General features: G+C 67.8%; 12 protein-coding genes and 1 tRNA gene. 3 read left to right on the top strand and 10 right to left on the bottom strand.

Annotation, left to right across the window (positions count from 1 at the left end):
- Nucleotides 1-8 precede the first annotated feature (8 nt).
- The 6 genes from ACG00Y_RS20335 to hemA all read right to left on the bottom strand — a co-directional run bounded on the left by ACG00Y_RS20335 (nucleotide 9) and on the right by hemA (nucleotide 4,842).
- Nucleotides 9-569 carry a UbiX family flavin prenyltransferase gene (locus tag ACG00Y_RS20335; protein WP_394482019.1) on the bottom strand — a complete coding sequence of 187 codons (561 nt, stop codon included), beginning with the start codon at nucleotides 567-569 and terminating at the stop codon, nucleotides 9-11.
- Entirely contained in the window at nucleotides 566-880 is a 315-nt protein-coding gene (gene grxD / locus ACG00Y_RS20330; protein ID WP_394482017.1) for a Grx4 family monothiol glutaredoxin, read from the bottom strand. The genes ACG00Y_RS20335 and grxD overlap by 4 nt, the downstream gene beginning before the upstream one ends.
- A 55-nt stretch (nucleotides 881-935) precedes the next feature.
- Nucleotides 936-1,511 (bottom strand): hypothetical protein, encoded by a 576-nt coding sequence (locus ACG00Y_RS20325; protein WP_394482015.1) that lies wholly within the window; start codon nucleotides 1,509-1,511, stop codon nucleotides 936-938.
- Between the two features lie 113 nt (nucleotides 1,512-1,624).
- Complete coding sequence (prmC, locus tag ACG00Y_RS20320; RefSeq protein ID WP_394482013.1) at nucleotides 1,625-2,428, bottom strand: peptide chain release factor N(5)-glutamine methyltransferase; 804 nt, start codon at nucleotides 2,426-2,428, stop codon at nucleotides 1,625-1,627.
- Nucleotides 2,425-3,510 carry a peptide chain release factor 1 gene (prfA, locus tag ACG00Y_RS20315; RefSeq protein ID WP_394482011.1) on the bottom strand — a complete coding sequence of 362 codons (1,086 nt, stop codon included), beginning with the start codon at nucleotides 3,508-3,510 and terminating at the stop codon, nucleotides 2,425-2,427. The genes prmC and prfA overlap by 4 nt, the downstream gene beginning before the upstream one ends.
- Nucleotides 3,511-3,576: 66 nt before the next feature.
- Nucleotides 3,577-4,842, bottom strand: a complete 1,266-nt coding sequence (gene hemA / locus ACG00Y_RS20310; RefSeq protein ID WP_394482009.1) for a glutamyl-tRNA reductase — start codon at nucleotides 4,840-4,842, stop codon at nucleotides 3,577-3,579.
- Nucleotides 4,843-4,898: 56 nt separating this feature from the next.
- Between hemA and ACG00Y_RS20305 the strand changes: the two genes are divergently transcribed.
- The gene (locus ACG00Y_RS20305) at nucleotides 4,899-5,174 is read left to right on the top strand and encodes a hypothetical protein (protein ID WP_394482007.1); all 276 of its coding nucleotides are present in this window, start codon (nucleotides 4,899-4,901) and stop codon (nucleotides 5,172-5,174) included.
- Here the strand turns inward: ACG00Y_RS20305 and miaB are convergent.
- From miaB to ACG00Y_RS20285, 4 genes are all read right to left on the bottom strand, one after another.
- Entirely contained in the window at nucleotides 5,164-6,519 is a 1,356-nt protein-coding gene (miaB, locus tag ACG00Y_RS20300; protein WP_394482005.1) for a tRNA (N6-isopentenyl adenosine(37)-C2)-methylthiotransferase MiaB, read from the bottom strand. The genes ACG00Y_RS20305 and miaB overlap by 11 nt on opposite strands.
- Complete coding sequence (locus ACG00Y_RS20295; protein WP_394482003.1) at nucleotides 6,516-6,893, bottom strand: hypothetical protein; 378 nt, start codon at nucleotides 6,891-6,893, stop codon at nucleotides 6,516-6,518. Before ACG00Y_RS20295 ends, miaB begins: the two co-directional genes overlap by 4 nt.
- 89 nt (nucleotides 6,894-6,982) lie before the next feature.
- Nucleotides 6,983-7,059, bottom strand: a tRNA-Met gene (locus ACG00Y_RS20290).
- Between the two features lie 54 nt (nucleotides 7,060-7,113).
- Nucleotides 7,114-8,775 (bottom strand): rhamnogalacturonan acetylesterase, encoded by a 1,662-nt coding sequence (locus tag ACG00Y_RS20285; RefSeq protein WP_394482001.1) that lies wholly within the window; start codon nucleotides 8,773-8,775, stop codon nucleotides 7,114-7,116.
- A 133-nt stretch (nucleotides 8,776-8,908) separates the two neighbouring features.
- On the opposite strand from ACG00Y_RS20285, the gene ACG00Y_RS20280 reads away from it, so the two are divergent.
- Together ACG00Y_RS20280 and ACG00Y_RS20275 are read left to right on the top strand one after the other, a co-directional pair.
- Nucleotides 8,909-10,267: a TolB family protein gene (locus tag ACG00Y_RS20280; RefSeq protein WP_394482000.1), complete on the top strand. Its 1,359-nt coding sequence runs from the start codon at nucleotides 8,909-8,911 to the stop codon at nucleotides 10,265-10,267.
- Nucleotides 10,268-10,573: 306 nt separating this feature from the next.
- Nucleotides 10,574-13,714, top strand: coding sequence for a TonB-dependent receptor (locus ACG00Y_RS20275; protein ID WP_394481998.1), 3,141 nt, complete (start codon nucleotides 10,574-10,576; stop codon nucleotides 13,712-13,714).
- Nucleotides 13,715-13,807 lie beyond the last annotated feature (93 nt).

Here is a 13,807-nt window from a genome sequence, read left to right as displayed (position 1 = left end):
GCTTTTCCCTACAGCCCGGTCCAGACCTTGGGCTGGGCGGCCGAGATGCCCGCCACTTCGAGCACGCGTTCGACGGTCTCGGCGACCATCTCGTCGATGCTCTTGGGGTGGTGATAGAAGGCCGGCAGCGGCGGGAAGCAGATGCCGCCCATCTCGGTCACCGCCACCATGTTGCGCAGGTGAGCCAGGTTGAGCGGCGTCTCGCGCACCATCAGGATGAGGCGGCGGCGCTCCTTCAGCGTCACGTCGGCGGCGCGGGTCAACAGGTTGTCGCCGAGACCATGCGCGATGGCCGCGAGCGACTTCATCGAGCAGGGCGCGACGACCATGGCGGCCGTGGCGAAGCTGCCGCTGGCGATGCAGGCGCCGATGTCGCCGGGCGAGTAGGCGTGATCGGCCTCGGCCTCCAGCGTGGAGCGGTCCAGCCCCAGCTCGTGGTGCGCATTCAGGATGCCGGCGGGCGTGGCGATGAGGTGCGTCTCGACGCCCAGCTCGCGTGCGCGCCGCAACAGCCGTAGCGCGTAGGCCGCGCCGGTCGCACCCGTCAGCCCGACGACGAGACGAGTCACGCGGCGGTCAAGACCTGCTGCAGCTCACCCGACTCGTACATCTCCATCATGATGTCCGAGCCGCCGACGAACTCGCCGCCGACGTAGAGCTGGGGGATGGTGGGCCAGTTGGCGTAGTCCTTGATGCCCTGACGCACTTCCTCGTCTTCCAGCACGTTGAAGGTCTTCAGGTCGGTGACACCGGCGGCCTTCAGGATCTGGATGGCACGGCCGGAGAAGCCGCACATCGGGAACTGGGCCGTGCCCTTCATGAAGAGCACGACTCGGTTGGACTTGACCAGGTCGTCTATGCGTTGCTGAACGTCGCTCATTGCAATTCTCGGAAAAGGCGAAAGCGCAATTATCCGAGACGCGGCGACGGGCCGGTCAGTAGCTGTAGGCCAGACCCAGTTGCAGCAAGGGCTTGAAGCGCAGGTCGCGCATCGCATCCTCGAAGCCTTGAGCGGCACTGCGACCGCCCAGGCGCAGGCCGCCGACGCTGCCCGACATCAGGCCGAGGTCGGCGCTGAAGGCGAAGCCGCTGCCTTGCAGGCGGCCGGTGTAGCCGATGCCGACATAGGACAGGTTGGCGCTCGGTTCTAGCGTGTAGGCATCGGGGCCGCTGAGCACCAGGCTGCGCCGGCCGGCCGACAGCGGCCCTCCACCCAAGGCCAGGCCGCCGCTGCTTTGCGACAGCGACAGCGGGCCCATCAGCATGCCGCCGGTGGCGCGCAGGCCGCCGTTCACGCTGGAGAGGCCGGAGCCTGTGAGGTAGTAGTCGCCCAGCAGGTTGGCGCTGAGCACGCGCGAGCCGTTGAAGCGGGGCGCCGGGTCGGAGGCGCTGGCGATGCTGCTGAGTTGCAGGCGGGCCTGCCAGCGTGGGCTGGCGTCGGCGTCGGCGTCGGCGGCCAAGGCCGGCAGGGCAGAGAGGCTCAGGACTGCAGCGCTAACGAGGCGGATCATGATCGTCTCCCGCGCGGTGCACGAGAGGGCACCGGGGTTTGATACTACGCCGGCTGTTCGTTCGCGGGAATGACGAACTGGTGGCAAAACCTCACGCAAACCAGGGGCGGCGGTCAACCGGGCCAGCGCGCGCCACTGGCGCGGGGCCGGCCGGCCAGGTCGCGGCGCAGGGCGGGAGCGGCAAAACCGCGCGCGGACAGTTGTTGCGCTACCACGTCGGCTTGATCCCAGCCGTGCTCCAACAAGAGCCAGCCGCCGGGCGATAGATGTTGCGGCGCCGCATCAATGAGGGCGCGCAGGTCGGCCAGGCCGTCGCCGCCGGGGGTGAGGGCGGTGAGGGGCTCGTGGCGCAGCGCGGGCAGATGCGGATCGTCGCCGGCGATGTAGGGCGGGTTGCTGACGATCATGCCGAAGCGCTGGCCGGCCAGTGGCTCGAACCAGCTGCCGTGGCGCCAGTCGACGGACAGGCCCAGGCGCTCACCATTGGTGCGGGCGACGGCCAGCGCGTCGGCGCTGAAGTCGACGGCCATGACCTGGGCGCGCGGGCAGGCGGCCTTGAGGGCCAGCGCGATGGCGCCGCTGCCGGTGCCAAGGTCGACGACGCTCGGTTGGCCTGGCAGGTCTTCCAGCAGTTCCAGCGCCCAGTCGACGATGGCTTCCGTGTCGGGGCGGGGGATGAGCGTGGCCGGCGTGACCTGAAGTACCAGGCCGTGGAAGGGCTGCCAGCCGGTCAGGTGGGCCAATGGCTCGCCAGCGGCCAGGCGGCACAGCGCGGCCTCGGAGCCGGGCGCGGGCGCGTCCCCGTGGGTGATGAGCCAGGCGCGGTCGTGGCCGGTCAGGTGGCCGATCAAGGTCTGCGCATCGCCGCGCTCGACGCCGAGTTGGCGGGCCAGGGCCAGCGCCTCGTCGACCGTCATGCCCGGCCTTCTTCCAGCTGCGCCAGCTGCTCCGCCGCCTGCGCTGCCAGCAGCCCCTGGATCACGTCAGCCAGGTCGCCGTCCATGATCTGGCCGAGCTTGTAGAGCGTCAGGTTGATGCGGTGGTCGGTCAGGCGGCCCTGCGGGAAGTTGTAGGTGCGGATGCGGTCGCTGCGGTCGCCGGTGCCGATCAGCCCCTTGCGCGTGGCGGCCTCCTTGGCGGCGCGCTCGCTGCGCTCCTTGTCCTGGATGCGCGCCTGCAGCACCTGCAGCGCCTTGGCCTTGTTGCTGTGCTGGCTGCGGCCGTCCTGACATTCGGCGACGATGCCGGTCGGCAGGTGAACGACGCGCACGGCGGAGTCGGTCTTGTTGATGTGCTGGCCGCCGGCGCCGCTGGCGCGGAAGGTGTCGATGCGCAGGTCGGCCGGGTTCAGCGTGATGGCCTCGGCCTCGTCGGGCTCGGGCATGACGGCGATCGTGCAGGCGCTGGTGTGGATGCGGCCCTGGGCTTCCGTGGCCGGCACGCGCTGCACGCGGTGGCCGCCGCTCTCGAACTTCAGGCGCCCGTAGACGCCGTCGCCCTCGATGCGCACCACCAGTTCCTTGTAGCCGCCCAGGTCCGACACGTTTTCGGACAGGATCTCGGTGCGCCAGCCCTGGCCTTCGGCGAAGCGCAGGTACATGCGCGCCAGGTCGCCGGCGAACAGGGCCGACTCGTCGCCGCCCGCGCCGGCGCGGATTTCGAGGAAGGCGTTGCGCTCGTCGTCGGGGTCTTTCGGGATCAGCGCGAGCTGCAGCTCGGCGTCGAGCGCGGTCAGTGCGGACTCGGCGTTCGCGATTTCCTCGCGCGCCATCTCCGCCATCTCCGGGTCGGCCAGCATGTCGCGGGCGGCGGCGAGGTCGGCTTCGTGCGCTTGATAGCGGCGGTAGCGATCGACGAGGCCGGCGACCTCGGACTGCTCCCGGGTCAGCGCGCGGTAGCGCTTCATGTCCGCAGCGATGCTGCCGTCGGCGAGGATGGTGTCCAGCTCGGCAAGGCGGTAGCCGAGGCGGTCGAACTGCTGGCGCAGGGAGTCTTTCATGGCGGGATCGGAGAAGCAGTCAGGAGGCGGCGCGATGCACGCGCCGGGCGGCGGCGGTGAGCGCCGCTAAGACTGCTTGTTGCCGCGCAGGAACAGGCGCGACACCGTCTGCGCCAGCTGCAGCCGCTGCTCGCCATCGCTGGCGTTCAGTTCGGCCAGCGTGCCGTGCAGCAGCTTCTGCGTCAGGCCCTTGGACAGCGCATCCAGTACCTCGTCCACGTCCGCGCCCTTGGCCAGCAGCTTGCGGGCACGGGCGATCTCCAGCGCGCGCCAGTCGTCGGCCTGGGCGTGCAGGGCCTGGATCAGCGGCACGGTGTGGCGCTGGTCCAGCCAGTGCATGAAGCTCTGCACGCCGGTCTCGACGATGGCCTCGGCCTGCTCGACGGCGGCCTGGCGCTTCTCGCCGGCGGTCTGCACCTGCTGGGCCAGCTCGTCGACGGTGTAGAGGTAGACGTCGTCCAATTGGGCGACCTCGGGCTCGATGTCGCGCGGCACGGCCAGGTCGACCATGAACATCGGGCGGTGCTTGCGTTTCTTCAGCGCGCGCTCGACGGCGCCCAGGCCGATCAGCGGCAGGCTGGACGCGGTGCAGGAGACGACGATGTCGAACTCGTGCAGGCGGTCGGGCAGGTCGGACAGGCGCACGGCCTCGGCGCCGAAGCGGATGGCCAGCTTCTCGCCGCGTTCCAGCGTGCGGTTGGCGACGGCCATGTGGCGTGGCGTCTTGGCCGCGAAGTGAGTCGCGGTCAGCTCGATCATTTCGCCCGCGCCGACGAAGAGCACGCGCGTCTTGGCCAGGTCCTCGAACAGCTGGCCGGCCAGGCGCACGGCGGCAGCGGCCATGCTGATGGAGTGGGCGCCGATCTCGGTGGAGCTGCGCACTTCCTTCGCCACCGAGAAGCTGCGCTGGAAGAGCTGATGCAGCGTGGTGCCTAAAGCGCCGGCGGCCTCTGCTTCCTTCACGGCCTGCTTCATCTGCCCGAGGATCTGCGGCTCGCCCAGCACCATGGAGTCCAGCCCGCTGGCGACGCGGAAGGCGTGGCGCGCGGCGGCGCTGCCCTGCATCACATAGGCATGCTCGCGCAGCGCGCCGGCCTCGACGCCACCCGTCTGCGCCAGCCAGGCGATGGCCGGCTGGACCTGGGCTGACGGTGCGGCCACGTAGACCTCGGTGCGGTTGCAGGTCGACAGGATGGCGGCCTCGGGCGCGCCGGGCAGCTTCTGGCGCAGGCCAGCGAGCGACGGCGCCAGTTGCTCGAGCGTGAACGCAAACCGCCCGCGCAGATCGAGCGGGGCGGTGTTGTGATTCAGGCCAAGAGCGAAGACCGACATGGGAAGTGAATTGTAGGATTCGCCGCTTTGCCGCCTCTGACAACGGTCAAGTCCGAATGAGCCCTCTCGACGCTTTCTGGCACATCGCCAACCTGTTCGCACCGGCCTGGGGGCTGGCGGCGCTGCTGGCGCTGGCGATCAAGGGCGTCTGGCGGCGCGAGGCGAAATCTCTGGCGTGGCGGCGGCTGTGGATGTGGGGTGCGGCGGGCGGGACGGCGGCCGTCATTGCCGCCGTGCTGCTGCTGGGCCGTGACGGCAAGATGGCAGGCTATGCCTTGCTCGTGCTCGGCGTGGCCCTGCCGCAGTGGTGGCTGCTCAGCGTCAAGCGCTGAGGACTTCTTCCGTCGTGACAACCTCGCCGCGCAGCGAGTGCGCGAAGGCGGTCGTGATGCGCACATCCACGAGCTGGTTCATCAATCGCTGAGAGCCGGGGAAGTTGACGATGCGGTTGCACTCGGTGCGGCCCATCAGTTCCGTCGAATCCTTGCGAGCGGTGCCGGTGACCAGCACCTTCTCGACCTTGCCGACCATGCCTTGCGAGATCGTCAGCGCATGGGCTTCAATGGCCGCCTGCAGCTCCTGCAGGCGCTTCACCTTGACTTCATAGGGCGTCGTGTCCTCCAGCGCCGCAGCGGGCGTGCCGGGGCGGGGGCTGAAGATGAAGCTGAAGCTCGCGTCGAAGCCGACGTCGTGCACCAGCTTCATCAGCTTGGCGTGGTCCTCGTCGGTCTCGCCGGGGAAGCCGACGATGAAGTCGCTGGCCAGGCGCAGGTCCGGGCGGATGGCGCGCAGCTTGCGCACGGTGCTCTTGAACTCCAGCGCCGTGTAGCCGCGCTTCATGGCCATCAGGATGCGGTCGCTGCCGTGTTGCACGGGCAGGTGCAGGTGGTTCACCAGCTGCGGGATCTTGCCGTAGGCCTCGATGAGGCGGGGGCTGAACTCGTTGGGGTGGCTGGTGGTGAAGCGCAGGCGCTGAATGCCGGGGATCTCGGCCGCGTACTCCAGCAGCAGGGCCAGGTCGGCGAACTCTGTGGTGTCGCCCATCCTGCCGCGATAGGCATTGACGTTCTGGCCCAGCAGGTTGATCTCCATGACGCCCTGGTCGGCCAGGCCGGCGATCTCCGTCAGCACGTCGTCGAAGGGGCGCGAGACCTCTTCGCCGCGGGTGTAGGGCACCACGCAGTAAGAGCAGTACTTGGAGCAGCCTTCCATGATCGACACGAAGGCCGAGGCGCCCTCGACCTTGGCCGGCGGCAGGTGGTCGAACTTCTCGATCTCGGGAAAGGAGATGTCCACCTGCGGGCGGCGCTGCTCGCGGCGGGCGTCAAGCATGGCGGGCAGGCGGTGCAGCGTCTGCGGGCCGAAGACGACGTCGACGTAGGGTGCGCGCTCGATGATGGCAGCGCCTTCCTGCGAGGCCACGCAACCGCCCACGCCGATCATGACGCCCTTGGCCTTCAGGTGCTTGACTCGGCCGAGGTCGCTGAAGACCTTCTCCTGCGCCTTCTCGCGCACGGAGCAGGTGTTGAAGAGGATGAGGTCGGCCTGCTCGGGGTCGTTGGTCGGCTCGTAGCCCTGGGCGGCGCCCAGCACGTCGGCCATCTTGTCCGAGTCGTACTCGTTCATCTGGCAGCCGAAGGTCTTGATGTAGACCTTCTTGTGGGTCGTATCAGTCATTGCTTGATCCAGGTCTGGTCGCCGGGGTTGAACTGCCAGGTGGCGCTCTCCGAGCGGGTCGTCGGCCAGGGCTTGTTGGCCAGTTCGGCGGGGTTCAGTATCCAGACGTCCATGATCAGCCCGCTGTTCTCGACGGTGTAGTGCACCACCAGCTTCTGGCCCGTGATGGCGCCGGGCTGCACAAGCAGGTTGGTGTCGCCCTTGATGCGGCTGCCGGGGGCGAGGCGCGCATACCTGCCGTTCATCAGCACGTCGGGGTGCTGAGTGACCACGAGTTCGCCGCGCAGGGTCTGCGGCGTGAAGGAGCGGTGCTGCTGGGCCTGGGCGGCCAGACTGCTGACGGCGAGCGTCAGGGCAAGAACACAGCGGTACATGGCATGTCCAGTGGCTGCGAGGCGGCGTCATGCGGACGCTGCGGAAACGAAAACGGCCCGAGGGTTGCTCGGGCCGTTCTCGACTTGTTTGGTGGCGCTTCAGGGACTCGAACCCCGGACCTGTGGATTATGATTCCATCGCTCTAACCAACTGAGCTAAAGCGCCTGAGCCCGCCATTCTAAGCGAAGTTTTTTGAGACTGGCAAGCGGTCTGCGCAGATCACGGCGCGGCGGGGCGCAGGAAGGGTTGCAGTGGCTGGCCCGGCAGGCGCTTCAGCGCCTCGACGAGCTGGGTGGCGTTGAAGACCGCGCCGGCGTCATTCGTGTGCGTGCGGGCGTCGGAGAAGAAGGTGTCGACCTTCTCCGCACCAACCGCGCGGTAGGCCTCGGCGACCCGCATCGTCAGGTCGATGAACTGGGCGCCGTTCGCTCGGGCGACCTGTTCGCCCCAGGCGGCGTAGTTCTCGAAGTCACGCGGCTGCTCGGGCTTCCAGCGGTCCTTGTGCGGAATGGGCGACAGCACGACGACGCTCGCGCCCTTGGCCTTGGCGTCGTTGATGTAGCGGGCCAGGTACCAGCCGAAGCTCTGCACCATCTCCTTCGTGCCGTCGGGCCGGGTGTCTTCCACGGCCTCGGGGCCGATGCCGGGCACCGAGCCGCGGTTCTTGCCGGCCGGGTCGCCGATGCGGGCGCCGTCGTTGTGGCCGAACTGGATCAGCAGCGTGTCGCCGGCTTTCAGCTGGTCGAGCACGGAGGCCCAGCGACCTTCGGTGAAGAAGGTGCGGCTGCTGCGGCCGCCGATGGCGTTGTTGACGACGTTGATGCGCTGCGTGTCGAAGAAGGCGGCGAGGCGCTCGCCCCAGCCGTAGGCGCCGTTCTGGCCGCCGCTGCGCACGGTGGAGTCGCCAATCAGCACGAGGCTGGGCAGCTTGGGGTCGCGCGGGGCTTCGACCTTCACCTTGCGCGCATCGACGACGGGCCGGTCGTCGCTGCCATCGGGCGCGAAGCGCTGCTTGTAGACGGCGTCAGGCAGCACCTTGTTCTGGATCAGGCCGGCGATGACGAGCTGCGCGTTCACCGCAGCGCCCAGCCAGTTGGTGTGCACGGTCTCCTGCGGCATGTCCGCCGGAAAAAACGTCTCGACGGTCGCCTTGCCCAGTGCCTCGTAGCGCTTGGCGCCCCATTCGTTGAGGTCGATGAAGGCCACCTTCTCCTGCCTGGCCACCTCGGCTGCCCAGCCGGCGAAGTTGCCGCCGGCGCGCATCACCGTTGCACCGTCCGCCTCCCAGCGCTTGCGGATCACCGGCGAGGCGACGACGGGCGTGGCGCCCGCCGCGCGGATCTCGGCGATGTAGCCGCGCAGGTAGGCGCCGTAGGTGTAGACGGTCTCGGGCTTGCCGGTCAGCAGGTTGTTGATGTCTTCCTTTTCGGGCCCCGTGCCGCGCAGCACGCCGCGGGCGCGGCTGTTGTCGTTGACGGGGCTGGCGTCGTTGTGGCCGAACTGCATGACCACCCAGTCGCCCTTCTTGATGAAGGGTTTGGTGCGGTCCCAGTGGCCGCTGCTGCGGTAGGTGCGGCTGCTCAACCCGCCGACGGCGCGGTTGACGACGTTGATCTTGTTCGTGTCCAGATAGGCGGCGATGGGGTTGCCCCAGCCCCACTGGCCCTCGGCGCCCTTGCCCTGGCCGTCGTCGCGGCCGTTGCGCACGGTGGAGTCGCCGATGAGGATCAGCGAGGGCAGCTCGGGCCTGGCAGGCTCGGGCAGCTGGACCTGGGCGCGCGCGGGGTCGGTCGTGGCGGTGAACTCCTGCGCATGGGCCTGGGCCAGGGGCAGGGCGAGCAACAGGGCCGCAACGAGGCGGCGGGTGGGCTTGGGCGTCATGGCGCGCATGCTAGGAGGCTCGCGCCGCCCCGGGCAGCCGGGATAGCGCAAGTTCTTGAGCGATTGACGGCCAGCAACAGTCCTTGACATACCCGGGCCTAGAGTCGCCGCACTTCGACCAGCAGGCCCTGCCATGCGCTCCAAAAGCACCTTGTTCCTCGGCGTTCTGCTCAGCCTGGCCCTCGGCTCGGCCTGGGCCCAGATCGGCCAGCGCTTCCCGTCCGAGAAGCGCGTCGTCAAGGACCCCGTCACCGGCACGCCGCTGACCTTCCTGACCACCAAGCCGCACGGCGACTCCAAGATCTACCCCAGCCACCCGCAGTGGACGGCCGACGGCAAGTGGCTGGTGTTCCGCTCCAACCGCGTGAAGGGCGAGGCCATCGCCGTCAACGAGCGCAGCGGCGAGATGGTGCAGGTCACTGAGGGCGGCTATGAGGGCATGCTCAATCTGTCGCAGTCGGGCGGCAACAAGCTCTACTTCCTGCGCAAGGACCCGGCCGGGGGTGACCCCAAGGTGCGCCAGGTCATCGAGGTAGACCTCGACCGCGTGTTTGCCGACAGCAAGGCCCGCGTGCTGAAGTCGGCGGATGTCTACCAGCGCGTCATCGCGACGCTGCCGGCCGAGCTGGAGGCCTATGGCGACAACGCGCTGGACGCCGACAACCAGTGGTTCTACTTCCGCATACAGGGCAAGGACTACGCGGGCGCGCGGTTGCCCGCCGGCACCAAGATCGAGCCGCCCTTCGGCCCGCGCCGCATGGGTGCCGGCCCGCATGCCATCGGCAAGGTCAACGTGAAGACGGGCGAGTTCAAGGACGTCGTCTCCGTGCCCTTCCAGATCGGCCACATCCAGTCCAACCTGTGGAGCCCGGGCGAGCTGGTGTTCAGCTGGGAGACGGGCGGCAAGTCGCCGCAGCGCACCTGGACGGTCAAGGGTGATGGCAGCGGCCTGCGCCCGCTGTATCCCGAGGCATCCTACGAGTGGGTGACCCACGAGGCCATCATCGGCAAGGACGAGGTGGCGCTGGCCATCATGGGCCACCGCCCCGTCCCTGGCGTGGAAGACCCGGCTCGCGCGCCTGGTACCGAGGTCGGCGGCGCCAACCCGGGCCAGGAGACGAGCTGGGGCAACTCCGGCACGCGCGAGAAGCCCACGGGCCTGGCCATCGTCAACCTGCGCACGCGCGAGATGACCATCGCCGGCCAGACCCACAAGGGCAGCGGTCTGTGGCATGTGCATGGCTCGCCGGATGGCCGCTTCGCCGTGGGCGACGACTTCAACCGCGACATCTACCTGATCGACCGCAAGACGCGCGAAATGATCCGTCTCAGCGCCGGCCACAAGGACACCGCGCGTGACCACCCCCACCCCACCTTCAGCCCGGACGGCCGGAAGATCCAGATCCAGTCCGCCATGCTGGCTGCGGACGGGCGCGAGATGAGTATCTGCGTGATCCCCGTGCCGAAGGCCTGGCTGGCCCGCAAACCCTGAATCACTGCGGGCGTTGAATATCCAAGCAATATGTGTGGAGCGAAGTCAAATATTGCTGCGACAGATTCTGGAACTGATATGCGCCTGCCGCACGCATGCGGCACTGCAACATAGATGCGGCGCTTTCGCTCACGGTTTTGACCGATAGCTGCGCGCACCAGGGTTTGCCTGACGCCAAGCAATCACGTCCTTGATTCTTTGGCCGGCGCCAAACACAGGCCGAAACCAGGCCCCTAGACTGCCCGCAGGGCAATATGAAGATTGCTGCATAGCAATCATCTCGCAAGTATTTCTGGAGGCAGACATATGCTGAACACCTACACCCTGCGCGCACCGCGCTGGACGCCGCTGGCGCTCGCCATCTCCGCCGCACTGGCCGGCCAGGCCGCGCACGCCCAGGCCGCCGCCGCACCGGCCGCCGCCGCTTCGGCCGCGCCCGCCAAGGCCGAGACCAACCAGCTCGACACCGTCGTCGTGACCGGCATCCGCCGCTCCATCCAGAGCGCCAACGACCGCAAGAAGAATGCGTCGACGGTGCAGGACAGCCTGGTCGCGGAAGACATCGACCAGTTCCCCGACAAGAACGTCGGCGAGGCGCTGTCCCGCGTGACGGGCGTGCAGCTGTCGCGCGATTTCGGCGAAGGCACCCAGGTGTCCATCCGCGGTGTCGAGCCCGACCTGAACCGCATCCAGATCAACGGCATGACGGCGCTGAACAGCAACGGCGGCACCGGCCGCGGCGCCGACCTGCGCGAGCTGCCTGCCGAGATGATCCAGTCCATCGACGTGGTCAAGGGCGTCACCGCCAACATGACCGAAGGCGGCATCGGCGGCACGGTGGACATCATCACGCGCAAGCCGCTGGACTTCACCAAGCGCACCGTGTCGATCCAGCTGTCGGGCGAGAGCGGCAGCCTGCGCGGTGGCGTGCAGCCGCGCGGCTCAATCCTGGTGGCCGACAAGTTCCTGGACGGCAAGCTGGGCGTCATGGGCATGCTGGTCTACGACAATGTGCTGACGCGCGGCGACTTCGTCCGCAACACCTCCTGGGCCTTCCTGCGCGACTGGGACTTTTCGGACGAGAAGACGCTCACCAGCTTGAACCCCGCCGCAGCGGCCATCACCAGCCGCACCGGCTGCTCGGCCTTGACGGGCAACGCCACCAACCTCGCCGACTGCAACCGGCAGTGGTTCGACTACTCGCCGCGTATCTCGCGCTACGGCATCTGGACGCGCGACCACAAGCGCACCTCCATCGACGTGACCGCGCAGTACAAGTTCACGAAGGACTTCGACGCCTACGTGAGCCACAAGGTCAACACGGGTGATTCGACGCTCAACGACCGCAACTTCGGCACCGACTTCTCGGCGGTCACCCGCCTGTCCGCGCCGGGCAATGCGCCGACCTACAACGCCACGGCCGTTCCTTCGGGCGGCACCTGCACGGGCGCCAGCACCGCCGCCACGCCGGCCGGCATGGTGGTCGAGAACCACCACGTCACCCAGTTCACCGTCGGCAACTGCCTGAATGTGGCGGGCCAGGGCGGCCAGGGGGCGTTCAGCACGTCGGCGCGCGACTTCGCCCAGGACAGCGAGTCCAAGTACACCGATGTCGGCTTCAAGTACCGGAACAACGCCTGGCGCGTGGAAGGCCAGCTGGTCGACTCCCAGGCCGACTACGCCAACGAGACCAACAACGTCATCCTGACGCAGAACGCGCCGGGCCTGGTCGTGAAGCTCGGTGCCGACCGCCTGCCGCAGTTCACCTTCCCGGCGAACTACAGCCCGGACAACGCCTCCTCCTACGTGCAGGCCCAGCTGCAATACCGCCCGACGGCCACGCAGCACAAGGAGCGCATGGGCAAGCTGGACCTGCAGTACAACTTCGACCACGGCTTCTTCCAGACCCTGTGGTTCGGCGGCCAGGCGAAGGAAAACAGCGCGCGCCAGTTCAACGGCGGCGGCTATCTGGTGCAGAACAACGGCAGCCTTTCTGCGGTGGACGAAGCGGTGGACATCAACGCCCGCACGGCCAACGTCAACCAGATCATCAACTTCGACCCGCTGTACACCGGCACAGCCCAGCGCCCAAACGTTGCGCAGAGCTACATCAATAGCGGCAACAGGGAGTCGTTCGTGAACGCCGCGCGGATGCAGGAGATCGTCAACGCGATCCGCACCAAGACGGATGGCACCTTCATGGGCGGCTATGGCACCTCCGGCCTGCCCAGCAACTGGACGGCGCCCAGCTACACGGCTGCTGCAGCGTCCGGCATCTTCGACACCAGCGCGTTCAACCCCAACTACCTGTACGAGACGCCCGGCAACGACGGCAAGACCTATCCGCAGATCCCGGCCTTCTACATCAAGGAGAAGACCCAGGCCGCCTATGCGCGCCTGGACTGGGGCACCGAGGTCTTCGGCATGCCGCTGGACGGCAACATCGGCGTTCGCTACGCCAAGACGGACGTGTCGTCCACCGGCGTGCAGGTGGACCGCCTCTGCGACCCGACCGTGTTGACGAGCTGCACGGTCCGCGTGATCTCCAACAACGTGGTCACCATCGACAACAGCTACAACGACGTGCTGCCCAGCCTGAACGCCGCGCTGCAACTGGTCCCCAACAAGCTGATCGTTCGCGGCGGCTGGGCCAAGGTGATGTCGCGGCCCGCGCTGAACCTGCTGGCACCCAACGTGACCTGCACGACCGGCAGCGGCAACCCGGCGTTCCCCAACGGCGACGGCACCGACGACTGCACGGCCGGCAACCCAGACCTCAAGCCCTATCGCGCCACCAAGTACGACCTGAGCCTGGAGTACTACCCCAACCGCGACACCAAGCTCTCGCTGGCGCTGTTCCGCACCGACATCGACACCTACGTGCGCAGCAACATCTACCAGCCGGGCGTGAACTTCTACGGCGACGGCCGCCTGTTCGACGTGACCCAGCCCATCAACGGCCAGGGCGCCAAGACCCAGGGCATCGAGCTGGACGGCAACCAGGCGCTGACCTTCCTGCCGGGCTGGCTGAGTGGCTTCGGCGTGAATGCCAACTACACCCGCATGACCTACAGCTATGCCGCCGGCAACCAGTTGGTCAGCGCGCTGGACGGTTCGGAACTGCCCTACCCGGGCTTGTCCAAGAACGCCTACAACGTGGGCCTGTGGTACGACAACGACGTGATCAATGCGCGCGTCGCTTACCACCACCGCGACAAGTACTACACGGGCGGCAACGACGTGTCGGGCAACCCGAACTTCCGCGACAAGACCGGCTACCTGGATGCCAAGCTGCAGTGGAAGGCGACGAAGAACTTCACCCTCTCCATCGAGGGCAAGAACCTGACCGACCAGGCCGAACTGAGCTATGCGGGCGACCTGTCGCGCCCGAACGAGCTGGCCTGGTCCGGCCGCCGCTACTACGTGACGCTGGGCTACAAGCTCTGAAACCTGTCTCCGGGCGTTGGCCGGCATGGCCAATCCTGTTGCGCCTGAGTTCAGGTGCCCGGCCTCTTCGGAGGCCGTTTTTTTTGAGGTGGC

Origin of the sequence: Pelomonas parva (genome assembly GCF_043555835.1) — a bacterium.
In the GTDB taxonomy this organism is placed as follows: Bacteria; Pseudomonadota; Gammaproteobacteria; order Burkholderiales; family Burkholderiaceae_C; genus Pelomonas; species Pelomonas parva.
The sequence above is the reverse complement of the archived record's forward strand: the minus strand, read 5'-3'. Positions and strand labels throughout refer to the sequence as shown.